At 60.9% G+C, this 25,030-nt stretch carries 23 protein-coding genes and 4 tRNA genes; 18 read left to right on the forward strand and 9 right to left on the reverse strand.

Features of this window, described 5'->3' with window-relative positions; genetic code table 11:
- The first annotated feature begins 419 nt into the window (after nt 1-419).
- From JFT63_RS01240 to JFT63_RS01320, 17 genes are all read left to right on the forward strand, one after another.
- On the forward strand, nt 420-1,430 hold the full coding sequence (locus JFT63_RS01240; RefSeq protein WP_057700747.1) for an aspartate-semialdehyde dehydrogenase: 1,011 nt from the start codon (nt 420-422) through the stop codon (nt 1,428-1,430).
- A 161-nt stretch (nt 1,431-1,591) separates the two neighbouring features.
- Nucleotides 1,592-4,099 carry a FimV family protein gene (locus tag JFT63_RS01245; RefSeq protein ID WP_198843244.1) on the forward strand — a complete coding sequence of 836 codons (2,508 nt, stop codon included), beginning with the start codon at nt 1,592-1,594 and terminating at the stop codon, nt 4,097-4,099.
- Between the two features lie 672 nt (nt 4,100-4,771).
- The gene (gene truA / locus JFT63_RS01250) at nt 4,772-5,596 is read left to right on the forward strand and encodes a tRNA pseudouridine(38-40) synthase TruA (protein WP_103733785.1); all 825 of its coding nucleotides are present in this window, start codon (nt 4,772-4,774) and stop codon (nt 5,594-5,596) included.
- A gap of 63 nt (nt 5,597-5,659) precedes the next feature.
- On the forward strand, nt 5,660-6,292 hold the full coding sequence (locus JFT63_RS01255; protein ID WP_057700744.1) for a phosphoribosylanthranilate isomerase: 633 nt from the start codon (nt 5,660-5,662) through the stop codon (nt 6,290-6,292).
- Nucleotides 6,293-6,536: 244 nt separating this feature from the next.
- The gene (gene accD, locus JFT63_RS01260) at nt 6,537-7,457 is read left to right on the forward strand and encodes an acetyl-CoA carboxylase, carboxyltransferase subunit beta (protein ID WP_198843245.1); all 921 of its coding nucleotides are present in this window, start codon (nt 6,537-6,539) and stop codon (nt 7,455-7,457) included.
- Nucleotides 7,454-8,761 carry a bifunctional tetrahydrofolate synthase/dihydrofolate synthase gene (folC, locus tag JFT63_RS01265; protein ID WP_198843246.1) on the forward strand — a complete coding sequence of 436 codons (1,308 nt, stop codon included), beginning with the start codon at nt 7,454-7,456 and terminating at the stop codon, nt 8,759-8,761. Before accD ends, folC begins: the two co-directional genes overlap by 4 nt.
- Nucleotides 8,745-9,413 (forward strand): SPOR domain-containing protein, encoded by a 669-nt coding sequence (locus JFT63_RS01270; protein WP_057700741.1) that lies wholly within the window; start codon nt 8,745-8,747, stop codon nt 9,411-9,413. The genes folC and JFT63_RS01270 overlap by 17 nt, the downstream gene beginning before the upstream one ends.
- Before the next feature lie 242 nt (nt 9,414-9,655).
- Nucleotides 9,656-10,213: a CvpA family protein gene (locus tag JFT63_RS01275; RefSeq protein ID WP_005789751.1), complete on the forward strand. Its 558-nt coding sequence runs from the start codon at nt 9,656-9,658 to the stop codon at nt 10,211-10,213.
- Between the two features lie 41 nt (nt 10,214-10,254).
- Complete coding sequence (gene purF, locus JFT63_RS01280) at nt 10,255-11,760, forward strand: amidophosphoribosyltransferase (RefSeq protein WP_003192537.1); 1,506 nt, start codon at nt 10,255-10,257, stop codon at nt 11,758-11,760.
- A gap of 64 nt (nt 11,761-11,824) precedes the next feature.
- A complete protein-coding gene (locus JFT63_RS01285; protein ID WP_017138747.1) occupies nt 11,825-13,036 on the forward strand; it encodes an O-succinylhomoserine sulfhydrylase in 1,212 nt (403 codons plus the stop codon).
- Between the two features lie 11 nt (nt 13,037-13,047).
- Nucleotides 13,048-13,812, forward strand: a complete 765-nt coding sequence (locus JFT63_RS01290) for an SDR family oxidoreductase (protein ID WP_198843247.1) — start codon at nt 13,048-13,050, stop codon at nt 13,810-13,812.
- Nucleotides 13,813-13,919: 107 nt separating this feature from the next.
- Nucleotides 13,920-13,995, forward strand: a tRNA-Val gene (locus JFT63_RS01295).
- Between the two features lie 56 nt (nt 13,996-14,051).
- A tRNA-Asp gene (locus tag JFT63_RS01300) sits at nt 14,052-14,128 on the forward strand.
- Between the two features lie 105 nt (nt 14,129-14,233).
- Nucleotides 14,234-14,310 (forward strand) — tRNA-Asp (locus tag JFT63_RS01305).
- Nucleotides 14,311-14,708: 398 nt separating this feature from the next.
- Nucleotides 14,709-17,540, forward strand: a complete 2,832-nt coding sequence (locus JFT63_RS01310) for a xanthine dehydrogenase family protein molybdopterin-binding subunit (RefSeq protein ID WP_198843248.1) — start codon at nt 14,709-14,711, stop codon at nt 17,538-17,540.
- A complete protein-coding gene (locus JFT63_RS01315) occupies nt 17,533-18,072 on the forward strand; it encodes a (2Fe-2S)-binding protein (protein WP_198708748.1) in 540 nt (179 codons plus the stop codon). Before JFT63_RS01310 ends, JFT63_RS01315 begins: the two co-directional genes overlap by 8 nt.
- 2 nt (nt 18,073-18,074) lie before the next feature.
- Nucleotides 18,075-19,310, forward strand: a complete 1,236-nt coding sequence (locus tag JFT63_RS01320) for a cytochrome c (RefSeq protein ID WP_198843249.1) — start codon at nt 18,075-18,077, stop codon at nt 19,308-19,310.
- A gap of 64 nt (nt 19,311-19,374) precedes the next feature.
- On the opposite strand, the gene JFT63_RS01325 is transcribed toward JFT63_RS01320, so the two are convergent.
- Nucleotides 19,375-20,658, reverse strand: a complete 1,284-nt coding sequence (locus tag JFT63_RS01325; RefSeq protein ID WP_057700735.1) for an NAD(P)/FAD-dependent oxidoreductase — start codon at nt 20,656-20,658, stop codon at nt 19,375-19,377.
- A 184-nt stretch (nt 20,659-20,842) separates the two neighbouring features.
- Here JFT63_RS01325 and JFT63_RS01330 point away from each other — a divergent pair.
- Nucleotides 20,843-20,919, forward strand: a tRNA-Val gene (locus tag JFT63_RS01330).
- 109 nt (nt 20,920-21,028) lie between these two features.
- Here the strand turns inward: JFT63_RS01330 and JFT63_RS01335 are convergent.
- The 8 genes from JFT63_RS01335 to JFT63_RS01370 form a co-directional block, all read right to left on the reverse strand.
- A complete protein-coding gene (locus JFT63_RS01335; RefSeq protein WP_198843250.1) occupies nt 21,029-22,165 on the reverse strand; it encodes a tyrosine-type recombinase/integrase in 1,137 nt (378 codons plus the stop codon).
- Entirely contained in the window at nt 22,165-22,398 is a 234-nt protein-coding gene (locus tag JFT63_RS01340) for a hypothetical protein (RefSeq protein WP_034134173.1), read from the reverse strand. The genes JFT63_RS01335 and JFT63_RS01340 overlap by 1 nt, the downstream gene beginning before the upstream one ends.
- 2 nt (nt 22,399-22,400) lie before the next feature.
- On the reverse strand, nt 22,401-22,619 hold the full coding sequence (locus JFT63_RS01345; RefSeq protein WP_198843251.1) for a hypothetical protein: 219 nt from the start codon (nt 22,617-22,619) through the stop codon (nt 22,401-22,403).
- A gap of 36 nt (nt 22,620-22,655) precedes the next feature.
- Complete coding sequence (locus JFT63_RS01350; RefSeq protein ID WP_198843252.1) at nt 22,656-23,381, reverse strand: hypothetical protein; 726 nt, start codon at nt 23,379-23,381, stop codon at nt 22,656-22,658.
- Nucleotides 23,378-23,629, reverse strand: a complete 252-nt coding sequence (locus tag JFT63_RS01355; RefSeq protein WP_233102183.1) for a hypothetical protein — start codon at nt 23,627-23,629, stop codon at nt 23,378-23,380. Before JFT63_RS01355 ends, JFT63_RS01350 begins: the two co-directional genes overlap by 4 nt.
- A 43-nt stretch (nt 23,630-23,672) precedes the next feature.
- The gene (locus JFT63_RS01360; RefSeq protein WP_198843253.1) at nt 23,673-23,975 is read right to left on the reverse strand and encodes a hypothetical protein; all 303 of its coding nucleotides are present in this window, start codon (nt 23,973-23,975) and stop codon (nt 23,673-23,675) included.
- Nucleotides 23,976-24,024: 49 nt separating this feature from the next.
- Nucleotides 24,025-24,666 (reverse strand): hypothetical protein, encoded by a 642-nt coding sequence (locus tag JFT63_RS01365; RefSeq protein ID WP_198843254.1) that lies wholly within the window; start codon nt 24,664-24,666, stop codon nt 24,025-24,027.
- Between the two features lie 80 nt (nt 24,667-24,746).
- On the reverse strand, nt 24,747-25,028 hold the full coding sequence (locus JFT63_RS01370) for a hypothetical protein (protein WP_198843255.1): 282 nt from the start codon (nt 25,026-25,028) through the stop codon (nt 24,747-24,749).
- Nucleotides 25,029-25,030: the final 2 nt, after the last annotated feature.

Consider the following 25,030-nt stretch of genomic DNA (forward strand, 5'->3'; position numbering starts at 1 on the left):
AGCGGGTCACTTTCGAAAAGCGCGAAAGTAACCAAAGCGCTCTTGCCCCACCACTCGGCACCTCGCTTAGGCTCGGTGTGCCCGTAATCCGCCATGGATTTGGGGGGCCGCCGCCACGCGCCATCCATGGCGCGGGGCGGCTAAACCGGCATCCCTGCCGGTTTACCCCCCAAATCCCTGGCGAATTCCGGCCAGCGTGGTTTAACGGGGCGCCTGAGATCAAGATCAAAAGCAGATCAAAAGCAGAGCAAGAGCGGCTCGCTTCGCATCGTGGTTACGGTTGGCAGTGGCTACAAAAGTTGTGTAGATACCCATGCCCCGATAGGGCCATCAGCCACACCACATAGCCCAGGTTAATTGCCTCACCCCCAGCCACCCGGTAAAGTGCCGCTCCCCCCGCAATGCCCGAGGCAGTTCCCATGACCCAGACCTTTGAAATCGCCGTGATCGGCGCCACCGGCACCGTCGGTGAAACCCTGGTGCAGATCCTCGAAGAGCTGGATTTTCCGGTGGGCACCCTGTATTTGCTGGCGGGCAGCAACTCGGCAGGGGCTTCGGTGCCGTTTCGTGGCAAGAACGTGCGGGTCAAAGAGGTCGACGAGTTTGATTTCAGCAAGGCGCAGTTGGCGTTCTTCGCCGCCGGCCCGGCGGTGACCCTCAGTTTCGCCCCGCGCGCTACAGCCGCTGGTTGTTCGGTGATCGACTTGTCCGGTGCATTGCCCGCCGAACAGGCGCCGCCAGTGGTGCCGCAGGCCAACGCCCAGGTGTTGAGCGGTTTGAAAAAGCCGTTCCAGCTCGGCAGCCCAAGCCCGTCTGCCACCTACCTGGCGGTAGTCCTCGCGCCGTTGCGGGGTTTGGTGGATATCCAGCGCGTGAACGTCACCGCCAACCTGGCGGTCTCTGCCCAGGGTCGGGAGGCTGTCAGCGAGTTGGCGCGCCAGACCGCTGAGCTGTTGAACGTGCGCCCCCTGGAACCTAAATTCTTCGACCGGCAAATGGCCTTCAACCTGCTGGCTCAAGTCGGTACGCCAGACGCCCAAGGTCATACAGCCCTGGAGAAACGCCTCGTACACGAACTGCGTGCGGTGCTGGAAACACCTTTGCTGAAGATTTCCGCAACCTGCGTTCAAGCCCCGGTGTTTTTCGGCGATAGCCTGACAGTGTCGCTGCAATTGGCCGCGCCGGTCGATCTGGCCGCAGTAAACCGTGCACTCGATGCTGCGCCGGGTATCGAGCTGGTTGAGGAGGGCGATTACCCAACGGCTGTAGGCGATGCGGTCGGCCAGGATGTGGTTTACGTAGGACGCGTACGTGCAGGTGTCGACGACCCTGCGGAACTAAATCTGTGGTTGACGTCAGATAACGTACGCAAGGGCTCGGCCCTGAACGCTGTGGAACTGGCGCAGTTGTTGATAAAAGGCCTTGTGTAAAAGATACTTGGCGGCAATTTGTAGATTGATTCTAGCCAGGCGCTATGCTTGGTCCCAAGTGAAACACAAGCGCGTCGGTGACCTATCGGCTCGCCATGCCTTATGGCAGCGGTTACCAACCTTCTCGCAGGGCGGGGAGCGTTCAAACAAAGGATGAGGCTATGGTTCAAGTTCGCAAACTGGTGTTAGCAATAGCGGCCGCCTCGGCGCTGTCCTCCGGTATGGCGCAGGCGCTGCAACTTGGGGAGATGACCCTCAAGTCGAAGTTGAACCAGCCGCTGTCGGTGGAAATCGAATTGCGTGATGTGGGCGGCCTCACGGCGGCCGAGATCACGCCGAGCCTGGCTTCTGCCCAGGCTTTTGTGGATGCGGGCGTTGACCGCCAGGCGTTTCTCGATGACCTGACGTTCACCCCGGTGATCAACCCCGAAGGTCGCAGCGTGGTGCGCGTGACCTCCAGCAAGCCGCTGCCCGATTCCTATGTGCGCTTCCTGCTGCAGGTGCAATGGCCCAATGGCCGTTTGATGCGTGACTACAGCGTACTGCTCGACCCGGCCAAGTTCGACCAGCCGGCACCGACTGCCAGCGCGCCTGTCAGCACCGCGCCTGCCGCCAGCACGGCTGCTCAGCACACCACCACGTCCCGCGACACCTTATGGGAAATTGCCGCGAAGAATCGTAACGGCGCTTCGGTCCAGCAGACGATGCTGGCGATCCAGGCGCTCAACCCTGACGCCTTTGTCGATGGCAATATCAACCGCTTGAAAACCGGCCAGGTCCTGCGCCTGCCGGATACCACGCAAAGTACCGCGCTGGCGCAGCCTCAAGCGATCGCCGAAGTGAGCGCGCAGAACGCCGCCTGGCGTCAGGGGCGTCGTACTCCCAAGAGCCAAGTGGCCGGCAAGGCGCAGTTGGACGCGACCAAGCGCACCCAGGCCGGCAATGCACCGTCGAGCACTCAGACCAAGGACAACTTGAGCCTGGTGTCGGCCGAGGCCGCCAAAAAAGGCGTGAACGGCAAGGCCGGCGATAACCGTGCGTTGAGCGACAAGCTGGCGATGACCCAGGAAGAACTGGACACCACCCGCCGCGATAACGAAGAACTGAAAAGTCGCGCCGCCGACTTGCAGAGCCAGTTGGACAAGTTGCAAAAGCTGATTCAGCTGAAGAATGACCAATTGGCGCGCTTGCAGGCGGAGAAAGGTGAGCCGGCTACGGCGGCAATCCCCGCGCAGCTGCCGGGTGAGCCCGCAGCAGAGCCTGCGCAGCCCGTTGCAGCCCCGGCGCCCGTCGCTGAGCCGCCCAAGCCGGTCGCCGCACCTGCTACCACCGAAGGCAAGTTCAATGACTTGCTGACCAACCCTATTATCCTCGGCATCATTGGCGGGGCAGGCATCCTGGTGGTGCTGCTGCTTCTGTTGCTGTGGGCGCGTCATCGTAATGCCCGTCGCGAAGAGGAAAAGCATCTGCGCATGGCGCGGGCGTTGGCCGAAGAGCCTGAGTTCGCGTCCAATATTGACCAGGACCTGCCGCCCGACAGCTTCGAAGGCCTTGAAGTGCCGCCGCCGAGCGTCAAGCTGGCAGCCGCACCAGCGCCAGCCCCGGTGGTTGAGCCGGTTGTCGTGCCGACTGTCGCCTCCGTACTCGCGCCGCTGGCCGTTGCCGTTGCTCAGGAGAACTCCAGCGATGCGCTGGCCCAGGCTCAGTCCCATATCGACCGTGGTCACCTGAACCAGGCGGCTGACGTGCTTGAGCAAGCGATCAAGCATGAGCCCAAGCGCAGCGACCTGCGTTTGAAGTTGATGGAAGTCTACGGCTTGCAGAACGACAAGGACGGCTTCGTCACCCAGGAGCGCCAATTGGTCGCCAACGGTGAGAACCATGCCCAGGTCGAGCAGCTCAAGAGCCGCTTCCCGGCCATGGCCGTGCTGGCGGCGGGCGTCAGCGCCGCGGTGGCGGCTGCGGCCCTGGATGCGCAATACGTCAAGGACTTGCTCGATGACAAGCCGGCCGCGCCTGAACCTGCGGACGCCTTCGACAACGATTTTGACCTTAGCCTGGACGAGCTGGAAGCTGCCTCGCCGGCCGAGATCGCGCAGGACCAGCAAACCTTTGAGGCGCTGCTGCAACAACAGACTGAAGCCAAGGCCGATGCGCAGGATCTTTCGGACTTTGACCTGGACCTGCAACTGGATCCGCCAGCGTCGAAATCCGATGACGATTTTCTTTCGGGCCTTGAAGAGCAGATGAAGGACGTGCCGCCCGTCGAGCCGCCCACCCTGACGCCGGCCGCGCTGGACGAATTCGAGTTGCCGGAAGACTTTGACCTGTCCCTGGCTGATGAGCCGACGGCTCCGGCAGCCAAGCCCGATGCGTTTGCCTCGGAGCTCGATGACGTCAACGCCGAGTTGGATCGTTTGTCCCAGAGCCTGGAGCATCCGCCGATCGAGCCGAGCTTCACGGCTGAGGATGCAGCGCTGGGCGGTGATGACGAGCCGGATTTCGATTTCCTCTCCGGCACCGATGAGGTCGCCACCAAGCTCGACCTGGCCCAGGCTTACATCGACATGGGTGATGCCGATGGTGCTAAAGACATCCTTAACGAAGTCTTGGTAGAAGGCAACGAAGGTCAGCGTGGCGAAGCCAAGGAAATGCTCGGTCGCATCTAAAGCCGGGCGTTGTAACAGTGTGGGAGGGGGCTTGCCCCCCCGATAGCCATGGGTATCTACACAACTTTTGTAGTCACTGCCCACGCTAACCACGATGCGAAGCGAGCCGCTCTTGCTCTTGATCTGCTTTTGATCTTAGGCGCCCCGTCAAACCACGCTGGCCGGAATTCGCCATGGATTTGGGGGGTAAACCGGCAGGGATGCCGGTTTAGCCGCCCCGCGCCATGGATGGCGCGTGGCGGCGGCCCCCCAAATCCATGGCGGATTACGGGCACACCGAGCCTAAGCGAGGTGCCGAGTGGTGGGGCAAGAGCCTTTTGGTTACTTTTGGGCTCTTTCAAAAGTGACCCGCTGTAAAAGCGGAACCCATAGCAGCCGTTACCCAAATAACGGATATGTACTCGATCAAAGTCCAGCATCCCGGTCGGCTCTCAGGCCGCCATCGGGGGCAAGCCCCCTCCCACAGGTCCGGCGTCGCCCCAACAAGTTGTGTAGATACCTATGCCCCGATAGCGGGAGCAAGTCGAATTGTCGCACCGCCCCTCCCGCATTTGTTTGGCATCGATCCATAACAAAACGCCCGTCAGGCATCCGGCGCCTTTATAATGCCCGCCTTTGCGCAACTCATCAGGCTCTCAGTTCTTGGCAAATATAGATAACGCAGCCGCCGAAATGGCGGCCGCCGGCTTTTACCGCATCGCCCTGGGCGTGGAATACAAAGGCTCGCGCTATCGCGGCTGGCAGCGTCAAGCCTCCGGTGTGCTGACGGTGCAGGAAACCCTGGAAAATGCCCTCTCCAAAGTGGCGGACTCGCCGGTGTCGCTGATGTGCGCCGGGCGTACCGACGCTGGCGTACACGCGTGTGGTCAGGTGGTGCACTTCGACACCCAGGCCGAGCGGTCGATGAAGGCGTGGGTGATGGGGGCGAATATCAATTTGCCGCACGACGTGAGTGTGAGCTGGGCCAAGGTCATGCCTGCGCATTTTCATGCGCGTTTCAAGGCCATCGCCCGGCGTTATCGCTATGTGATCTATAACGATCAGATCCGTCCGGCGCACCTGAACGAAGAAATCACCTGGAACCACCGCCCGCTGGACGCCGAGCGCATGGCCGAGGCCGCGCAGCATCTGGTGGGCGTGCATGACTTCAGCGCCTTCCGTGCCGGTCAGTGCCAAGCCAAGTCGCCGATCAAGGAAGTTCATCACCTGCGAGTCACCCGCCACGGCAAGATGATCGTGCTGGATATTCGCGCCGGGGCTTTCCTGCATCACATGGTGCGCAACATTGCGGGCGTGCTGATGACCATCGGCGCCGGCGAGCGCCCGGTGGAGTGGGCCAGGGAAGTGCTGGAAAGCCGTATTCGACGTACCGGCGGTGTCACGGCGCACCCGTTTGGCCTGTATTTGGTGGATGTGGAGTACCGCGACGAGTTCCAATTGCCGGAACGCTTTATCGGGCCGCACTTCCTCACAGGTTTCAGCGAACTTGGCGGCTGACGCCCGGAAAAGCATTTGTTAACATCCGGGACTTTCTCGGTCCAACCCTGAGGTTCCTACGACATGTCAGCCGTTCGCAGCAAGATTTGCGGGATTACCCGCATAGAAGACGCGCTGGCGGCAGTCGAGGCAGGGGCCGATGCCATCGGTCTGGTGTTTTATGCCAAAAGCCCGCGGGCGGTGAATGTGTTGCAGGCGCGGGCGATCATCGCCGCGCTGCCGCCGTTCGTGACCACCGTGGGACTGTTCGTCAACGCCAGCCGCTGCGAGCTCAATGAAACCCTCGATGCGGTGCCGCTGGACCTGTTGCAGTTTCACGGCGACGAAACCCCGGAAGAATGCGAAAGCTTCCAGCGCCCGTACATCAAGGCGTTGCGGGTCAAGGCGGGCGACGATATCGCTGCCGCGTGTGCAGCGTATGCCAATGCTCGCGGGATCCTGCTCGACACCTACGTCGAAGGCGTACCGGGTGGTACGGGTGAGGCGTTCGACTGGTCGCTGATTCCCGAGGGGCTGAGCAAGCCGATCATCCTGGCCGGTGGGCTCAACCCAGCGAATGTCGGGGCCGCCATCGAGCAGGTGCGGCCCTATGCCGTGGACGTCAGCGGTGGGGTAGAGCAGGGCAAGGGCATCAAGGATCACAGCAGGATTCGCGCGTTCATGCAGGCCGTGCGCAACAGCAGTGGCGGGATGTGACGGCTGGCAGTCTGCCGCCGTCCATAACTACCACTGTGTAAAACAGCCCGGCGCCGCCTGTAGGTGGCCCGGACATGAAGTGGCAACCCTGCGCTGGCAGGTTGTCTGGAAGGCTGAGGATACAGGCGGGAAATGGCAGGTCCAACGTCTGACCCCGTCCCGCAGGTATCATCGCCACATATGAATTTAGCTCAAGGGCATACGCGGGGCTGTGTTCAAGCCACCGGTACTGGAGAAAGAAAGCATGAGCAACTGGTTAGTAGACAAACTGATCCCTTCGATCATGCGTTCCGAGGTGAAGAAAAGCTCGGTTCCTGAAGGTCTGTGGCACAAGTGCCCGTCCTGCGATGCGGTGCTGTACCGCCCGGAGCTGGAAAAGACCCTGGATGTTTGCCCCAAGTGCAATCACCACATGCGTATCGGCGCACGTGCGCGCATTGACATCTTTCTGGATGCCGACGGCCGTAACGAACTGGGCGCTGACCTGGAGCCGGTCGACCGTCTCAAGTTCCGCGACAGCAAGAAGTACAAGGACCGTCTGGTCGGTGCGCAGAAGCAGACCGGCGAGAAGGACGCGCTGATCTCGGTCAGCGGCAAGCTGCTGGGTATGCCGGTGGTGGTCTCGGCCTTCGAGTTTTCCTTCATGGGCGGCTCCATGGGTGCCATCGTCGGTGAGCGCTTTGTGCGTGCTGCCAACTACGCCCTGGAAAACCGCTGCCCGATGATCTGCTTCGCCGCCTCCGGTGGTGCGCGTATGCAGGAAGCGCTGATTTCCCTGATGCAAATGGCCAAGACCTCGGCGGTACTGGCGCGTCTGCGCGAAGAAGGCATTCCGTTCATCTCCGTACTGACCGACCCGGTCTACGGCGGCGTATCCGCCAGCCTGGCGATGCTCGGTGATGTGATCGTCGGCGAGCCAAAAGCCCTGATCGGTTTTGCCGGCCCGCGCGTGATCGAGCAAACCGTGCGCGAGAAACTGCCGGAAGGCTTCCAGCGCAGCGAGTTCCAGCTGGAGCACGGTGCAATCGATTTGATCATTGCGCGTGGCGAACTGCGCCCACGTCTGGGCAGCCTGCTGGCGCAAATGATGGGCCTGCCGACGCCTGTGTACGTCGCGCCTAAAGTCGAGCCAATCGTCGTGCCGCCGGTGCCTGCAAACCTATGACCCAACGTACCCTGGGCGAATGGCTCGCCTACCTTGAGCAGTTGCATCCGTCCGCCATCGACATGGGCCTGGAGCGCTCGCAACAGGTAGCGGCCCGCCTCGGGTTGGGCCAGCCGGCACCGCGTGTGATCACGGTGACCGGCACCAACGGCAAGGGCTCTACCTGCGCCTTTGTCGCCGCGCTGTTGCAGGCCCAGGGCCTCAAAGTCGGCGTATACAGCTCGCCGCACCTGCTTCGCTACAACGAGCGGGTGCAGCTCAATGGCGTCGAAGCCACGGACGAGCAGTTGTGCGCAGCCTTCGCTGCCCTGGATGCCGGGCGTGGCGATACTTCCCTGACCTATTTCGAGATGGGCACCCTGGCGGCGTTCTGGCTGTTCGAGCGTGCGCAACTGGATGTGGTCGTGCTGGAGGTTGGCCTTGGCGGGCGTCTGGATACGGTCAACGTGGTGGATGCCGACCTGGCGCTGGTCACCAGCATTGGTGTTGATCACGCCGACTATCTGGGCAATACCCGCGAGTCTGTGGCCTATGAAAAGGCCGGGATCTTCCGCCAGAGCAGGCCTGCGCTGTGTGGCGACCTGGATCCGCCGCAACCTTTGCTGGACAAGGTGCGCGAGCTGGATTGCCCGTTCTACCTGCGCGGTCGTGAATTCAATCTCGACATCGGTGCAACCCATTGGCAATGGCGCGGGCGTGATGCCCGTGGCAAGGTGGTAGAGCTGCTTGATTTGCCGCTGCTGAACCTGCCGATGGAAAACGCTGCGCTCGCGCTGCAAGCCTATTTGCTGCTGGATCTGCCGTGGGATGCCGAGCAGATCGGCGCAACCCTGCGAGCGACGAAAGTGGTGGGGCGCCTGGATCGCCGGGTGCTGGACTGGCAAGGCAAGCGCCTGAACCTGTTGCTGGATGTGGGGCATAACCCCCATGCAGCTCACTATCTGGCTCAGCGCCTGGCGCGCACACCACCGGCCGGCCGCCGCCTGGCGGTGTTCGGGTTGCTGGCCGACAAGGATCTGGATGGCGTAGTAGCGCCGTTGCTTGGCAGCGTACAGTCGTGGGCCGTTGCGCCGCTGGATACGCCGCGCAGCCGGCCGGCGGTTGAGCTGCAAGCCGCCTTGCAGAACCTTGGCGCACCCGTGACGTCGTATGCAAGCATCACTGCCGCCCTTGAGGCGCAATGTGCGCTGGCTACGGCCGAAGACGAAATCCTGTTGTTCGGATCATTTTATTGTGTTGCCGAGGCGCTCGAATGGCTGGCCCGGCGCTCCACGGAGGAAGCTGCACATGGCATTACTGGATAGCGCATACAAGCAGCGAATGGTTGGAGCCCTGGTGTTGGTGGCGTTGGCAGTCATCTTCCTGCCGATGCTGTTTTCCCGTCAGGACGAGCAGCGCCAGGTGGTGGTTGAAGCTCCCGCTGCGCCCCAGGCGCCGGTGGTGCCCCAGGTTCAAGTCGAACCGGTGGTGGTGCCTGAGCCTCAGGTGTTGCCGGAAGAACCTGTGCCCGTCGAGGAGGAGGTCATCACCCAACAGGCACCTTCGCAGGCTCCTTCGATGCCGGTGCAGCCAAGTGTGCCGGTGGTCAAGCCAGCGCCGGCCCCGGCTGTCGCCGCCAAACCGGCTGCACCGGCGCCAGCGCCCAAGCCTGTGGCCCCGCAGCCTGCCGCACCGGGTAAGCCGGATGTGGGTCAGAGCCGCATCGACCCCAATGGTCTGCCGATCAGTTGGTCGATCCAGCTGGCCAGCCTGGCCAATCGCGAAAGCGCCGACGCCTTGCAGAAAAAGCTGCGTGCCCAGGGGTATAACGCCTACATCCGCAGTGCCGATGGCAAGAACCGTGTGTTTGTCGGGCCCTTGATCGAGCGTGCCGAGGCTGATCGCCTGCGGGACTTGTTGGGCCGCCAGCAAAACCTCAATGGGTTTGTGGTGCGCTTCCAGCCGGAGCGCGGCTGAACTGGCAATACGCTCTAAATGTGGGAGCTGGCTTGCCTGCGATGGCGGTGGTTCAATCGACAGCGATGTCGAACGTGCCGCCCTCATCGCAGGCAAGCCAGCTCCCACATTGGTTTATGGTGGGCTTGAAATGGCGTTCACACCGCCCAATCTATTGATTTGCAAAGCAGCCGCAATCATCGCTTACCGATAGCCCGACGCTCTGCTAAAATGCGCCGCCTTATCCGTACGTAGGCTGCACTGTGCCATTTACCTGGGTTGATTGGGCGATCGTTGCAATCGTCGCCATCTCCGCTTTGATCAGTCTGAGCCGCGGCTTCGTAAAAGAAGCACTGTCGTTGCTGACCTGGATCATCGCAGGAGTCGTAGCCTGGATGTTCGGTGGTTCACTGTCGGTCTACCTGGCCGGGTACATAGAGACACCTTCGGCTCGCGTCATCGCGGGCTGCGCCATCATGTTCATCGCCACGCTGCTGGTGGGGGCAATGGTCAATTATCTTATTGGCGAGTTGATACGTGTCACCGGCCTCTCCGGAACCGATCGATTTCTCGGCATGGCCTTCGGCGCCGCGCGTGGCGCGTTGCTGGTGGTCGTGGCGGTCGGGCTGTTGAGCCTGGGGCCGGTACAGCAGGATTCGTGGTGGCAAGAGTCGGTACTCGTGCCAAAATTTCTATTGGTTGCAGATTGGTCCAAGAACCTCATATTGGGGTGGAGCAGTCAGTGGCTGGCCAGCGGAATCAGCGTACCCGCTGATCTTCCGTTCAAGGAACACCTCTTGCCGGCGCAAACGCCTCAGTAAGCTGTGTTCAGTCAAGATTCATTAAGTAGGGGTTGCGTCGCATGTGTGGCATCGTCGGTATCGTCGGTAAGTCGAACGTCAATCAGGCGCTGTATGACGCGCTAACCGTCCTCCAGCACCGCGGCCAGGACGCTGCCGGTATTGTGACCAGCCACGACGGCCGGTTATTCCTGCGCAAGGACAATGGTCTGGTGCGTGACGTGTTCCATCAGCGTCACATGCAGCGCCTCGTCGGGCACATGGGCATTGGTCATGTGCGTTACCCGACTGCCGGTAGCTCGACCTCGGCCGAAGCTCAACCGTTCTACGTCAACTCGCCTTACGGCATCACCCTGGCGCACAACGGTAACCTGACCAACGTTGAACAGCTGGCCAAGGAGATCTACGAATCTGATCTGCGCCACGTCAACACCAGTTCCGACTCGGAAGTGCTGCTCAACGTGTTCGCCCACGAGCTGGCCCAGCGCGGCAAGCTGCAGCCGACCGAAGAAGACGTGTTTGCTGCCGTGATCGACGTGCACAACCGTTGCGTCGGTGGTTATGCGGTGGTGGCGATGATCACTGGTTACGGCATCGTCGGTTTCCGCGACCCCCACGGCATCCGCCCGATCGTGTTCGGCCAGCGTCACACCGACGAAGGCGTCGAGTACATGATCGCGTCCGAAAGCGTGTCCCTGGATGTACTGGGCTTCACCCTTATCCGCGACCTGGCCCCGGGCGAGGCTGTTTACATCACTGAAGACGGCAAGCTGCACACCCGCCAGTGCGCCGTGGCGCCGAAACTGACCCCATGCATCTTCGAACACGTCTACCTGGCGCGTCCGGATTCGATCATCGACGGCGTCTCGGTCTACAAGGCGCGTCTGCGCATGGGCGAGAAGCTGGCCGAGAAGATCCTGCGCGAGCGCCCCGAGCACGATATCGATGTGGTTATCCCGATTCCGGACACCAGCCGTACCGCTGCGCTGGAACTGGCCAACCACCTGGGCGTCAAGTTCCGCGAAGGCTTCGTCAAGAACCGTTACATCGGCCGTACCTTCATCATGCCCGGCCAGGCCGCGCGCAAGAAATCGGTGCGCCAGAAGCTCAACGCCATCGAACTGGAGTTCCGCGGCAAGAACGTGATGCTGGTGGACGACTCCATCGTGCGCGGCACCACCTGCAAGCAGATCATCCAGATGGCCCGCGAAGCCGGGGCGAAGAACGTGTACTTCTGTTCCGCTGCGCCTGCGGTGCGTTACCCGAACGTGTACGGTATCGACATGCCGAGCGCCCATGAGCTGATCGCGCATAATCGTTCGACCCAGGACGTGGCCGACCTGATCGGCGCCGACTGGCTGATCTACCAGGACCTGCCGGACCTGATCGAAGCGGTTGGCGGAGGCAAGATCAAGATCGAGCAGTTCGACTGCGCCGTGTTCGACGGCAAGTACGTGACCGGGGATGTCGACGAGGCCTACCTGAACAAGATCGAGCAGGCGCGTAACGACTCGTCCAAGATCAAGACCCAGGCGGTCAGTGCGATTATCGACCTGTACAACAACTGAGTAGACACCGGCCCTGAGGGGCCGGTTTTGTATCTTAAATAATGATTGAGTAAGGAGTCGCAGCATGAGTCAGGAATGGGATGCCGGTCGGTTGGACAGCGACCTCGATGGCGTAGCTTTCGATACCCTGGCTGTGCGCGCCGGCCAGCACCGCACCCCGGAAGGGGAGCACGGTGACCCGATGTTCTTCACTTCAAGCTACGTGTTCCGCACGGCGGCCGACGCTGCGGCGCGTTTTGCCGGTGAAGTGCCGGGCAACGTCTACTCGCGCTACACCAACCCGACCGTGCGGGCGTTCGAAGAGCGCATCGCGGCGCTGGAAGGTGCCGAGCAGGCCGTGGCGACCGCGACCGGCATGGCGGCCATCCTGGCGGTGGTGATGAGCCTGTGCAGTGCTGGCGACCATGTACTGGTGTCGCGCAGTGTGTTCGGTTCGACCATCAGCCTGTTTGAGAAGTACTTCAAGCGCTTCGGTATCGAAGTGGATTACGTGCCCCTGGCGGATTTGTCCGGCTGGGATGCGGCGATCAAAGCCAATACCAAACTGCTGTTCGTCGAATCACCGTCCAACCCATTGGCCGAGCTGGTTGATATTGCTGCGTTGTCCGAAGTCGCTCACGCCAAGGGTGCAATGCTGGTGGTGGATAACTGCTTCTGCACCCCGGCCTTGCAGCAACCGCTGAAGCTGGGTGCGGACATCGTGGTGCACTCGGCGACCAAGTTCATCGACGGCCAGGGCCGTTGCATGGGCGGCGTGGTGGCTGGACGCAGCGAGCAGATGAAGGAAGTGGTGGGCTTCCTGCGCACCGCCGGCCCGACCCTGAGCCCGTTCAACGCCTGGATCTTCCTCAAAGGCCTGGAAACCCTCAGCCTGCGTATGAAAGCCCATTGTGCCAACGCCCAGGCCCTGGCCGAGTGGCTGGAGCAGCAGGACGGTATCGAGAAGGTGCATTACGCCGGCCTCAAAAGCCACCCGCAACACGCCTTGGCCCAGCGTCAGCAGCGTGGCTTCGGCGCGGTGGTGAGTTTCGAAGTCAAGGGCGGCAAAGACGGTGCCTGGCGCTTTATCGATGCGACGCGGTTGATCTCCATTACCGCCAACCTGGGTGACAGCAAAACCACCATCACCCACCCGAGCACCACCTCCCACGGGCGCCTGGCGCCGCAGGAGCGTGAAGCGGCCGGTATCCGTGACAGCCTGATCCGCATCGCGGTGGGCCTGGAAGATGTAGCAGACTTGCAGGCAGACCTGGCCCGCGGGCTGGCGGCCTTGTGATCGAGTGGTCCATGGAGGCCGCAGCGGCCGGTAACGGGCGCGTTGCGCTGGTGACGGGGGCGGCGCGAGGCATCGGCCTCGGGATTGCCGCGTGGCTGATCAGCGAAGGCTGGCAGGTGGTGTTGACCGACCTTGACCGCGAGCGCGGCGCCAAGGTGTCCAAGGTGCTGGGTGATAACGCCTGGTTCATCACCATGGACGTGGCCGACGAGAAGCAAGTGGCCCAGGGGGTTGCAGAGGTGTTGGGGCAGTTCGGGCGACTCGACGCGCTGGTTTGCAATGCTGCCGTGGCTGACCCGCGCAATATCACCCTGGAAAGCCTCGACCTGGCGTACTGGAATCGCGTGCTGGCGGTGAACCTCGGCGGGCCGATGCTGTTGGCCAAGCATTGCGCGCCGTACCTGCGCGCCCACGGCGGTGCGATCGTCAACCTGGCCTCGACTCGGGCGCGACAATCCGAACCCGACACCGAAGCCTATGCAGCCAGCAAGGGCGGGTTGTTGGCCCTGACTCACGCCTTGGCCATGAGCCTGGGGCCAGAGGTTCGGGTCAATGCGGTCAGCCCTGGCTGGATTGATGCGCGTGATCCTGCTGCACGGCGTGCTGAGCCGCTCACCGATGCTGATCATGCCCAGCATCCGGCGGGCAGGGTCGGTACGGTAGAGGACGTGGCGGCAATGGTGGCCTGGTTGCTGTCGCGTCAGGCCGGGTTCGTCACCGGGCAAGAGTTTGTCGTGGACGGTGGCATGAGCAAGAAGATGATTTACAGCGAGTAGGGCAAGCAGCCGCGTTGAAGTCATTTTGTCTTTTTCAGAAAAACTTCAAGCGGGCTATTGACTTAGGTCCGCTACCTGCGTAAATTTCGCGGCCTCAACGAAGCAAAGGGTGATTAGCTCAGCTGGGAGAGCATCTGCCTTACAAGCAGAGGGTCGGCGGTTCGATCCCGTCATCACCCACCACTTCTTGAGAGTTTTGCCCTTGTGGCAAGACGCAACGTTAAAGGTTGCACCGACGCGCAGCGGTAGTTCAGTCGGTTAGAATACCGGCCTGTCACGCCGGGGGTCGCGGGTTCGAGTCCCGTCCGCTGCGCCATATTTTCCAGGTTCGATAAGTCGGGCTTGAGATTGAACAACCCAGGTTGATCGATCAGATGTTTAAAGGTGGTTGAGGGTTTATGCTCAATCAGCCAAGCGATACGCAGCGGTAGTTCAGTCGGTTAGAATACCGGCCTGTCACGCCGGGGGTCGCGGGTTCGAGTCCCGTCCGCTGCGCCATATCTGCCTCAAGGCCCACTGAACGCCTTGAAGCACAAGGAAAGCCACTGGCTGACTTGATCCGATAGCAAAGACCCTGGTCGAAAGACCGGGGTTTTTTGTGTCTGGCGTTTGAAAAAACGTCGTGGCGTTCGTGGTAGCGGACGCTCAACATCGCCCTCATTAATAGGCAAACGGCCGACAAATCGTCTCGATCTTGTCGGCCGTTTTGCGTTGTTGTGTCAAAAAATTTCAATGTGGTTATTTGCCGCAGGCGCAGAAACCTTTAAAGTTAACCCTTCGGTCAACTTTGCACTGTCAACATGGCCTTTTGATTCGTCGAAAAAGGCTTCTGCAAGTCTCGATATTCGGTGTACTTAACCATAAGGGCGGATTTATAACCGCTCAGAGGATGATCCATGTCCAACCGTGAAATAACCCGGCGCTCGTTCCTCCAGGGCGGCCTGGTGGCGGGTGTGAGCGTTACGCTGACACCGCTGAGCACTCAGGCGCTGGCCGCCCTGATGGAAAACAGCGTGACCGTGCCGTCTGAAAAATGGCTGGGCAATAACGGCAAGGCGCGCCAGCGTAACGATGCGTTGTCCAAAGTGTGCGGCAGCAAAGTCTTCGCCCGCGACATCCGCTCCAGGGACATGCCCGGCTGGCCTGCGCAGCAAGGCCACGCCATGCTGCTCAAAACCATCAAGGCCGACCATATTTATGCGGGCTACGACCTGTCGTGGCTGGGCGCCGAGTTGCAGCCGGATCGTATCGTCACCGCTGCCGACCTGGACAAGGACGGTATCGTGTTTCCCGAGGAGCATGCGCCGGATCCGCTGCTGCCTGAAGGCAAGGTGCCGATGTTTATCGGTCACCCGGTGGCGATCCTGATCTGGAACGATTTCGAGCGTTTCCGCCAGGCCAAGAACAAACTCAAATTCAACGACAAAGCGATTCGTTACGGCGCCAAAGTGCCGTACTACGAAGGCGACCCTTACGGTAGCTTCCGCTATGTGCGCGTTGGCGGCCCGACCTCGGCGGATGCAGACGAATTTGCCAGCCTCAAGGACTCGATTCTGTTTCCGATGCTGAAAAACCGTCGCCCGGTATGGAATTCCCAACCGAACCTGCACGGCAACCTGACCGAGCGCGGGCTGTTCTACGCCGACCGTATGAAGAGCCAGATCAGCACGCCGCCGGACAACTGGCTGGTGTTCGACGAGCGCTACAAGACCCCGTCGATCGAGCCCGCGGCCATGGAGCCGGACAACGGCAACGGTTGGTACGATCCGGCAACCAAGACCCTGCACTTCGTGGTGGCCACTCAGTGCCCATTGGAGGTTGCGACCGAGACCGCGAAAATGATCTCGCCGTCGCGCTTCGGCCTGGCCAACCTGAACATGCATCCGGGTTACACCGTGGGTTACGGCTCCAAAGACCACAACATCTTTGTTTACTACGCTGCCCTCGCTGCGTTGTACGGCGCCGGCGTGCCGGTGCGTCTGGCCAATGACCGTTACGAGCAGTTCCAGAGCGGTATCAAGCGTCACCCGTTCGACATTCGCTACCAACTGGCTGTCGACAAAAACGATCACAGCTTCAAAATCTTCCTCGCGGACATGAGCGTCGACGGTGGTGGCCGGATCAACTACAGCCCCTCGGTAGCCGCCGTCGGCGCCACGGCCGCGCAGTCGATCTACTACATGCCGCAGAACGACCTGCAAGTCACCGCGTATCACTCCCGTGGCGTCGAGGCGGGTTCGATGCGTGGCTACGGCACCCTGCAAAGCATGGCCGCCACCGAAATGATGGTCGATGAAATCGCCGATCGCCTGGGCATTGATGCCATTGAGCTGCGCCGCAAGAACGCACTGCGTTCGGGCATGAAAAACACCCAGGGCGCCATTCCTGCCGGTGCGTTGCGCCTGCACGAAATTCTCGACAAGGCCGCGGTGCACGACGTGTGGAAAAACCGCGATGCGATCAAGCAGCAGCGTGAAGCCGCAGACCCGGATAACTGGTACGGCGTGGGTTTCGCTATCTGCCAGAAAGACTTCGGCACTGGTTCCGAAGCACCGATGGCCAGTATCGAATTCAGCGCTGACGGTCGCATCAGCCTGCGTCATATCGGTATCGAAATCGGCACCGGTATGTCTACCTCGCAATCGCTGGTCGTCGCCGATTTCCTTGGCAGCCCGGCACACGAAGTGAAGACCGGCGAAACAGAGTGGAAGGAAATGCAGCTGATCACCAGCAGCAACCCTTACACCATGAGTCAGGCCGAGCAGGACAACCTGCTGCGCAACCCGCGTTGGGTGGGCAAGCTCGCTTCGGCGTCTTCGGCGACCAACTCGGCTTACTACTTTAGCCACGCCACCCGTGAAGCGGCGCGCGTGCTGTTCAACCACGGCCTGTGGCCGGCGGCGCTGGAGATCTGGCGTCAGGGCCCGTTCGGCGGCCAGGCCAACCCATATGTGGTGCGCCGCGAAGATGCGCACTGGGTCGATGGCAAGCTCACCGCCAACGGTATGCAGCCGCTGAGCTTTGAAGAACTGGCCAAGCACGCCCACGCACGCGGTCTGGTCACTGCGGCCACTGTGCACGGTTTCAACCGCTGGAGTTGGGCCGAGGCTGAATACAGCATTGACGGCGTACGCGAGCGCCTGCCGCTTGACGGCCTGGCCGTGAAGTACGGCGACGGCGCGCCGAAAGCCAAGCAGGCGCTGATGAGCACTGCCGGCTTCCATCTGCTGGATCGGCAGAACATCAGCTACCCCGCGACGCAGTTGAACAACGCTGCCGTGACGTATTACAGCCCGGTCGCCACCTTGGTCGAGCTGAAGGTCAACAAGGGCTCGGCGCAGGTGGAGGTGCTCAATCACCATTCCTGGGTCGAGTGCGGTCGCGTGTTGGTTGAGGAGTTGGTCAAAGGCCAGCTTGAGGGCGGTGTCGCTATGGGCATCGGCCACGCCTTGATGGAGGAAATGCCGCTGTACGAAGGTGGGCCGGGGGAGGGTGACTGGAACTTCAACCGTTACCGTCTGCCGATGGCGCGTCATGTTGCCGTGTGGAAACAGACTTCGGAAATTTTGCCGGCGCTGTCGCCAAGCGATCCATCCAAGGGTATCGCCGAAGTGGTGATGATCCCGATCGTCGGGGCCATCGGTAATGCCGTGGCGCACGCCATCGGTAAACGTGTTCGCGACCTGCCAATCACGGCTGCCCGCATCAAGGAGGCCCTCAATGGCTAACCGTCCGCTTCAACTGACCCTTAATGGTCAATCCGTCGGCCCGGTGGACATCCCTGATGACCTGCCGATGATCGACTACCTGCACGAGTACAAGAACCTCACCGGCTCGCGGTTGGGCTGCGGCCAAGGCATTTGCCACGCTTGCGTGGTGATCGTCGACAACCCGGACGGCACCAGCGAAGAAGTGCGCACCTGCATCACCGGCGCGCATTACTTTGAAGGCAAGCAAGTGCGCACCATCGAAGGCCACGCCAAGCGCGATGAGTCGGGCCAGCTCACTGAGCTCAACCCGATCCAGCAGCGCTTCGTGGATGAGTTCGCGTTTCAGTGCAGTTACTGCGCGCCGGGCTTCGTCAATGCGGCCACCGTGTTGGTGGAGAAACTGCAACGCCAGCCGACCGTGCACAGCAAGCTGGAACAAGTCATTGAGGACAGCCTCGGGCATCACGTTTGCCGTTGCACCGGGTACGTGCGTTATTACAACGCTACCCGCAACGTGCTGACCGATCTCGGCCTGGTCAAGGAGGGTTGAGCATGAAGCTATTTCTGACCCGTCTGGCCCTGGCGGTCGGCCTGGCTGCGCCGGTGGCATTTGCCCAAGCTGACGATCAGGTCAAACGCGGCGAATACCTCGCCCGCGCCGCTGACTGCATGGCGTGCCACACGGCACCGGGCGGCGCGCCGTTTGCGGGCGGTCTGCCGATTGTCTCGCCGTTCGGCACCATCTATGGCACCAATATCACGCCAAGCAAAGAACACGGCATCGGCTTGTACAACGATGACGAGTTCTTCGCTGCGCTGACGCAAGGCAAGCGTCGCGACGGGGCGAACCTGTACCCGGCGATGCCGTACACCTCCTATCACCTGATGCCGCGCGAAGACTCGGATGCGATTCATGCGTACCTCAAAACCATCGAGCCAATCGAACGCGCAGCGCCGGTCACGAGCCTGAGCTTTCCGTTCAACGTGCGCCTGGGCCTGATGGGCTGGAATGTGCTGTACGGCAAAGCGCTGAAACTGGAACCGGCCCAAGGCAAAAGCGAAGCCTGGAAGCGCGGCCAGTACATGGTCGAAGTGCTCGGCCACTGCGGCGAATGCCACACGCCACGCGGCCTGCCGGGTGCGATGGAACTGGACAAGCGCCTGACCGGCGGCATCCTCAATGGTTACCTGGCGCCCAGCCTGCTCGCCACTGACCTGGCAGCCCGCGGCTGGAATGAGCAAGACCTGGCCACGTTCCTCAAGCACGGCATGAGCGCCCAAGGCACGATGTTCAATGAGATGTTCCCGGTGTTCCATAACAGCACCCAGGGCCTGAGCGATCCGGATCTGGCTGCGATGGCCACGTTTTTGCTGGGCGATAACCCGCCGACAGCCAAGGCGCTGGTTGAAGTGCCGGTGGATCAACTTAGCCAGAGCGCTCAGCGCGGCCGTCAGGAATACCTGAACGTCTGTGCCGGTTGCCACGCCGTGGGTGGCGAAGGCAAGCCGCACATCGCGGTGGCCATGCGCGGCAACACCACGCTGCGACTGGAAGACTCGCGCAACCTGCTGCGCGTGATCGAGGACGGTATTGGTGAGCAGAAATTTTCCGGGTTCGAGCACATGCAGCCGATGCCGGGTTTTTCCGACAAGCTCAGTGCGCAACAGCTGACGGATTTGCTTAATTACCTGCGTCAAGGCTGGGGCGGTCAATCGGCTGAGCTGGCCGTAAGCGACGTGCAAAAGCTGCAAGCCGAGGCGCCGTCCGTCGAACATAAGGCGCATTGACGGCAGCGTATGAAGAGCACAGCCCAAGTGGGAACGAGCAATTCGCTCCCACTCGGGTATGTGTTTACATGCCGAATTTATCGCGCAATCCGTAGTACCAAGCCCCCAGCGCCGCAAACGGCGTGCGCAACATTTGCCCACCCGGGAACGGGTAATGCGGCAAATCCGCAAACGCATCAAAACGCTCAGCCTGCCCTCGCAATGCCTCAGCCAGTACTTTGCCTGCCAGGTGCGTGTACGTCACGCCATGGCCGCTACAGCCTTGCGAGTAGTAGATGTTGTCGCCAAGACGGCCGACTTGAGGCAGTCGCGACAGGGTCAGCAGGAAATTGCCGGTCCAGGCGTAGTCGATCTTCACGTCTTTGAGTTGTGGAAATGCCTTGAGCATTTTCGGCCGGATGATCGCTTCGATATTCGCCGGGTCTCGTGCGCCATACACCACGCCGCCGCCGAAGATCAGGCGCTTGTCGCTGGTGAGGCGGTAGTAGTCGAGCAGGTAGTTGCAATCCTCGACGCAGTAATCCTGCGGCAACAGCGTCTTGGCCAGATCATCGCCCAGTGGTGCGGTAGTGATCACTTGGGTGCCACACGGCATCGACTTGGCCGCCAGCTCTGGTACCAGGTTCCCCAAGTAAGCGTTACCGGCAACGATAATGAATTTGGCCCGGACCCTGCCTTCGGCGGTGTGTACCACAGGGTTGGCGCCGCGCTCGATGCGCACCGCTGCCGATTGCTCATAAATCGTACCGCCCAGGGATTCCACCGCCGCCGCTTCGCCCAGTGCCAGGTTGAGGGGGTGGATATGCCCGCCGCTCATGTCCAGCAAGCCGCCGACATAGTTGTCACAGGCCACCACCTCGCGGATGCGGCGCTCGTCGAGCAACTCCAGCTGCGTATGGCCGTAGCGCTCCCACAGGCGCTTCTGCGATTCCAGATGACCCATGTGCTTGCTGTTGAGTGCGGCAAACACACCGCCGTCCTTCAAGTCGCACTGGATCTGGTATTTCGCCACGCGCTCACGAATGATCTTGCCGCCCTCAAAGGCCATTTGCCCCAGCAACTGAGCTTGTTTGGGGCCGACACTGCGCTCGATCACATCGATATCGCGGCTATAGCTGTTGACGATCTGCCCGCCATTACGCCCCGACGCACCGAAACCCACCTTGGCGGCTTCCAGCACCGTGACGCGAAAGCCGTTCTCCAACAAAAACAGCGCGCTGGAAAGCCCGGTATAGCCGGCGCCAATCACACACACATCGGTTTCGACTTCACCTTGCAGGGTTGGACGGAGTGGGGCTGCATTCGCGGACGCGGCGTAATACGACTGGGGGTAGGGGGTGTTCGCCATCCTGGAACCTCTGTTTTATATTTTTTACGAGTGCGGCGATCCTACCTGAGTTGAAAATTGCCTGCCAGCCACCCGAAACTCCCAGGTGTACCCGGCACAAATAAAAAATTCGCATATTCATAGGGTTAGCTGCAAAAAAGATGTTGACACCCCTTCGGAATTCCGTAGAATGCCGCCTCACAGCAGGCACGTAGCTCAGTTGGTTAGAGCACCACCTTGACATGGTGGGGGTCGTTGGTTCGAGTCCAATCGCGCCTACCAAACAAAATCCGCTCTGCTGGGCGGTCTAGAGGGGTCATCGGAAACGGTGACCCCTTTTTGCTTTCTGAGATTTGCAAAACTTTTGCAAAACTTTTGCAAAACCCCCACCTCAAAACGCCAACTCGGCGCCCACCTCGACATACTCGATCTTCTTTTCGTCGTGCCCCTCCTGATAATGCTTCGTCATCTTCTCGTCCGCGTGGCCCATGAGCGCCTGGATGTACTCCTGTGGGAAGTTCTGCTGCTCGTACAGCCACGCGCCCAATGCGCGGATCTCGTGAAAAGTGGGGCGCTCACCAGCCGGCACATGGTCGTAGGCGTGCGCGGCGTCCCTGGCCTTGCTGAACTCTTTGGTCAAGTAGTCCGGCGTCACGGATGTCCAGTGATCCTTGGCGTCTATCTGTTCCCGCCGGCGGGCCTTGGGCTTGTAGTGGATCAGGTAGGGCGAGGCGAGCGGCGACCGCAGGCACTCCCCAACCACCTCCCGCAGCGCAGCGCCCATGGTGATTTTTAGGTGCACAGGGTTTTCATAACCCTGGGTCTTTCCGGGGGAGACGGTCAGCGTGTTCTTTTCCATGTCGGCTGCTGATTTTAGCCAAGTGACGATGTCGTCCCGGCGCTGAAGACTGGCCAAAGCCAGGCGGATTGCGCGCTTCAGCCATGGCGGCGTTGTCGCGGCATCGATGATCAGCTTCAATCCGTCGAGCGTGTGGCGCTGGCGCTTCTTCTCGGCCTCCTTCTTGATCAGGGTCAGCTCTGCGTTGTTGCGCTCGGCCAGGCCCTTGGCCACCGCAAAGGCGAAGATCTGCACCCATAGCCCGCGGTGCTTCGTGTAGGCGTTGTTGCTGAAGTTGTCGAGATACTCGGCCATCGCCAGCACGTCCAGTTGACCTATCAGTCGGTCGCCCAGGTCCTGCCGGTACCGCTCAAGCTTGAACTTGATTTCCTCCAGTGTGCGGGCCGCGTATGACCGGTCAGGTAGCCATTCCTCTTCGAAGCGCGTCAGCAGGTTGCTCACCATGGGAAGCCGGTCTCCGGTCAGCACGGCCAGTAGCGAGCCGTCATCGACTACCAACTCGGCGAACTTGAGGTTGGCCGCCCGGGCCAGCTTAATTGCTTCCTCCAGTGGGCGGTTGATGCTGGTCATCACGCCGGTGACCGGGTTGCGGTACCGCCAATACTTACCGTTCGGGTAAAGGTTTGGGGGCAGCTTTCTGTTTTGCAGCGTGCGGGGGCGGGCAGCCATCACCCAATCTCCAGCATCTTGGCCAGCAGCGGGTCACTTGATCCCATGACCGCCGCCTGCACGTCGACGAAATACATCCCGCCCTTTACCTCTCCAATCACTTCGCCTTCCTCAATCCATTTCTTCAACTGCTGCAGGCTCGGCTTTCCACCGACGTACCGCAACTTCCTGTATTCCCCCGCCTCCATGAGGCGCGGCAGCTTGACCGTAATTTGCGCCAGGACTTTTGCCATAGCTACCTCCCGCCCACCGTGGGCCGCGCTGTCTTGATTATGTGAATTGCCAGGCCGAAGCTGATCAGCAGCCAAGCGCATGTGCCGGCGAAGGCGTAGAGCAGTGCCTCGGTGGTGCCCGTGCCGACGAGCCCGGGCCCGACCCAGAAGAACCAGCCGAGTGTTCCTACCAGGTACAGCAAAGCGCCCAGCAGTATCAGGGTGAGTTTCATAGCGAACATGGGGTGTCCTTGCCGCGCTGGGCGGCAGAAGGTGGGTTAGATGGCCATCTCGGCCTGAGTCTCTCGTTGCCAGATCGGCGAACTGTTGTGCGATTCGATGCGATCGGCGATTACGTTGGCGCGCTGGCCGGCAGTTGGCGGGGCGTACATGCCGAACCTGCTGATGCTTCCGCCGTTCACAGCGGCGTTCGTGCTGTCGGCTGATGCGAATGGCAGATGCTGGAATATCGCGGGGTCTAGCATTCGAAGGCCGTGAAGCTTGCATGCAGGGCGGCCTTGGTCATCACAGATCGCGTCCATCGCGACGCCCATCCGCTTCCACCATGCTCCTGTGCCTGGAGAAGCCCATTGTCCAGAACTGCCTAGAGCAACCGTACGCCAGCACCTGGCCAGCCTCTGCAGCCTCTCTAGCGATTCGTGCAAGTGCCAGACCGGCACCCCGCGAAGCTCCTCTGGCCACTGCCGAACGAGGTCATCGTTGGCCTCTTCGTCGCCATCGATGACATCCGGGATGAGCGCCCAAGTGAATCCGGGGTGTCGGTGCCAGTCTTCTACCCAGCGTGTGTAGCCCTCTACGTCTACTTGCCCTCCCTTTTTCCACACCGTGAACGCGCCGTTATCGAAAACAAACGATTTGCATACATCGGCGACAATCCCAAGATCGTCCTTGCGTGGGAATGGAACCAGTGCGTGCCGGCCGGCCAGGAACTTTGCTGCATCCTCTCGCTTACCTCCAACAGGCGTGCCGTGGTAGTGGATCATCCGCTAAGCCTCGTTGTTTCGATCTCGATGCCCTGGTGCGTGGCGATGATGGTTTGATCGCCGCCCAGGGATTCAGCTAGGCGGTCGGCGATCTGCTCATGCCAGCCCTTTTTGATCAGTGCCGTCGCCGCCTTGATGTGCTCGACGTGAATCATGGCGTTCGACCGCAACTCAAGCCGGTAGATGATCGTTTCGCCGTCGGACGGGCAGACGGCCGCGAAGGTGTGTCGATAAATATTCACGCGCATACCTCGCCCGCCGCTCACCGGCAGGCATGTAGGGGGATTGGGGTTAGGCTGTTGCTTTGAAGGGGATGCCGAGCTCAGTAAGTGCATTGCGTACATCAATCACCGGCACCAGCCCGATTGCACAATCCGCCGTGTCGTCTTTCTCGCGGTCCAGGCGCCCGTCGTTGTCCCAGGCCTCGACGGCTGGCAGCTCAACCACCAGCGTCTCGCGGGATGCGCTCCAGCCAATCCAGCACATGCCTACGTACAGATTGATGTACTCACCATTTGTCCGTTTCGACAGACTTGCTCCCGGGTACCGGGTCAAATGCCACGCCTCGAACTTTTCCTGCGCTGTCTGCATCATGGCTTGGGCCCTCGGTAGATGAAGACGTAGGCGAACCATAGGGTGGCGATCATGGCGTCACCGCCTGCTGTTCCTGGCGCAATGCCTGCTGCACGGATTCGACAATCCGCCGTAGGTAGGTGAACTTGTGGTTTTCTTCCACAGCCTTACCTTCGAGCGGGTAATGCCATTCATCACCGAATAACTCGGTCAGCAGCCTGCTCTGATGCCAGCACTCATTCGAGCTCTCGATACCGCGCAATGAGTCGATGTCATGCCAAAGCTCGCGGGCCTCGTCCTTGCTCAGCTCGCCCAGCTCCCAGTCGTGTCGCCCTGTCTGTTGCCGGCGGCGCTGGACGATGCACTTCTTGGCCAAGGTATGCAGCGCGTTTCCGCTGAAAACCGTGGGGCTGATGCCGCGATCCAAGCAATTCAGGACATAGTCCCAACCGCAGTTCGTGACGAACTCGGCGACGGTACGTGGGCCCATGCCGCCCCAGTACGCATTCCAGCTGTTGTCCCAGCAGGTGATGGTGATCTTGCCCTGGGCCGTCTGGTAGTTCGGATCGGATTCGGTAGGGCAGTCGCGCCGCCCGAAGTCCTCAAGGAACACGGTAATCGGATCGAGGTGTGGGGCACCGGTGATCACCAGTTTCGTTACTGTCGATCGCTCCACCTGGAGAGGCTTGGCGACTTGGCTTTCTTCAGGCATGCCGGGTTCCTTGCCGCTATAGCGGCTGACTTTGAAGGGGGAGGGGTTACAGGTTTTGCGGGTGGAGTACGAATGTACTCCTATGCGGCTGGCGCTGAATTTTGCTCATGCTCCAGCTCAGAGGTTATCGATTCAATCTCGGCGAACAGCTTCTGCTGCTTCAGGTTTCGTTCTTGGTAGATCGCCTTCAAGTTGCGACTCAAGGCCGCCAGCGCCGATGCGCGTGAGATGTAAACCTGGCTTGCGTGGAGCATGTACGTCCGGCCTGGTCCTTGGTAGCACTTCGGCCCATTCAGCCGCGCCAGGTTCGCCCGGGCATGCAGCTCAATTTCCTCAACTCGTCGCATCCGGATGTTGATCATCC

The sequence above is a fragment of the Pseudomonas sp. MF7453 genome, assembly GCF_016405455.1.
Classification (GTDB): Bacteria; Pseudomonadota; Gammaproteobacteria; order Pseudomonadales; family Pseudomonadaceae; genus Aquipseudomonas; species Aquipseudomonas paralactis.

What these genes read in the sequence shown, in the direction of transcription:
- JFT63_RS01240 (WP_057700747.1), top strand. Translation starts at nt 420, where the DNA reads ATGACCCAGACCTTTGAAATCGCCGTGATCGGCGCCACCGGCACCGTC.
- JFT63_RS01245 (WP_198843244.1), top strand. Translation starts at nt 1,592, where the DNA reads ATGGTTCAAGTTCGCAAACTGGTGTTAGCAATAGCGGCCGCCTCGGCG.
- truA (WP_103733785.1), top strand. Translation starts at nt 4,772, where the DNA reads ATGGCGGCCGCCGGCTTTTACCGCATCGCCCTGGGCGTGGAATACAAA.
- JFT63_RS01255 (WP_057700744.1), top strand. Translation starts at nt 5,660, where the DNA reads ATGTCAGCCGTTCGCAGCAAGATTTGCGGGATTACCCGCATAGAAGAC.
- accD (WP_198843245.1), top strand. Translation starts at nt 6,537, where the DNA reads ATGAGCAACTGGTTAGTAGACAAACTGATCCCTTCGATCATGCGTTCC.
- folC (WP_198843246.1), top strand. Translation starts at nt 7,454, where the DNA reads ATGACCCAACGTACCCTGGGCGAATGGCTCGCCTACCTTGAGCAGTTG.
- JFT63_RS01270 (WP_057700741.1), top strand. Translation starts at nt 8,745, where the DNA reads ATGGCATTACTGGATAGCGCATACAAGCAGCGAATGGTTGGAGCCCTG.
- purF (WP_003192537.1), top strand. Translation starts at nt 10,255, where the DNA reads ATGTGTGGCATCGTCGGTATCGTCGGTAAGTCGAACGTCAATCAGGCG.
- JFT63_RS01285 (WP_017138747.1), top strand. Translation starts at nt 11,825, where the DNA reads ATGAGTCAGGAATGGGATGCCGGTCGGTTGGACAGCGACCTCGATGGC.
- JFT63_RS01290 (WP_198843247.1), top strand. Translation starts at nt 13,048, where the DNA reads ATGGAGGCCGCAGCGGCCGGTAACGGGCGCGTTGCGCTGGTGACGGGG.
- JFT63_RS01310 (WP_198843248.1), top strand. Translation starts at nt 14,709, where the DNA reads ATGTCCAACCGTGAAATAACCCGGCGCTCGTTCCTCCAGGGCGGCCTG.
- JFT63_RS01315 (WP_198708748.1), top strand. Translation starts at nt 17,533, where the DNA reads ATGGCTAACCGTCCGCTTCAACTGACCCTTAATGGTCAATCCGTCGGC.
- JFT63_RS01320 (WP_198843249.1), top strand. Translation starts at nt 18,075, where the DNA reads ATGAAGCTATTTCTGACCCGTCTGGCCCTGGCGGTCGGCCTGGCTGCG.
- JFT63_RS01325 (WP_057700735.1), bottom strand. Translation starts at nt 20,658, where the DNA reads ATGGCGAACACCCCCTACCCCCAGTCGTATTACGCCGCGTCCGCGAAT.
- JFT63_RS01335 (WP_198843250.1), bottom strand. Translation starts at nt 22,165, where the DNA reads ATGGCTGCCCGCCCCCGCACGCTGCAAAACAGAAAGCTGCCCCCAAAC.
- JFT63_RS01340 (WP_034134173.1), bottom strand. Translation starts at nt 22,398, where the DNA reads ATGGCAAAAGTCCTGGCGCAAATTACGGTCAAGCTGCCGCGCCTCATG.
- JFT63_RS01345 (WP_198843251.1), bottom strand. Translation starts at nt 22,619, where the DNA reads ATGTTCGCTATGAAACTCACCCTGATACTGCTGGGCGCTTTGCTGTAC.
- JFT63_RS01350 (WP_198843252.1), bottom strand. Translation starts at nt 23,381, where the DNA reads ATGATCCACTACCACGGCACGCCTGTTGGAGGTAAGCGAGAGGATGCA.
- JFT63_RS01355 (WP_233102183.1), bottom strand. Translation starts at nt 23,629, where the DNA reads ATGCGCGTGAATATTTATCGACACACCTTCGCGGCCGTCTGCCCGTCC.
- JFT63_RS01360 (WP_198843253.1), bottom strand. Translation starts at nt 23,975, where the DNA reads ATGATGCAGACAGCGCAGGAAAAGTTCGAGGCGTGGCATTTGACCCGG.
- JFT63_RS01365 (WP_198843254.1), bottom strand. Translation starts at nt 24,666, where the DNA reads ATGCCTGAAGAAAGCCAAGTCGCCAAGCCTCTCCAGGTGGAGCGATCG.
- JFT63_RS01370 (WP_198843255.1), bottom strand. Translation starts at nt 25,028, where the DNA reads ATGATCAACATCCGGATGCGACGAGTTGAGGAAATTGAGCTGCATGCC.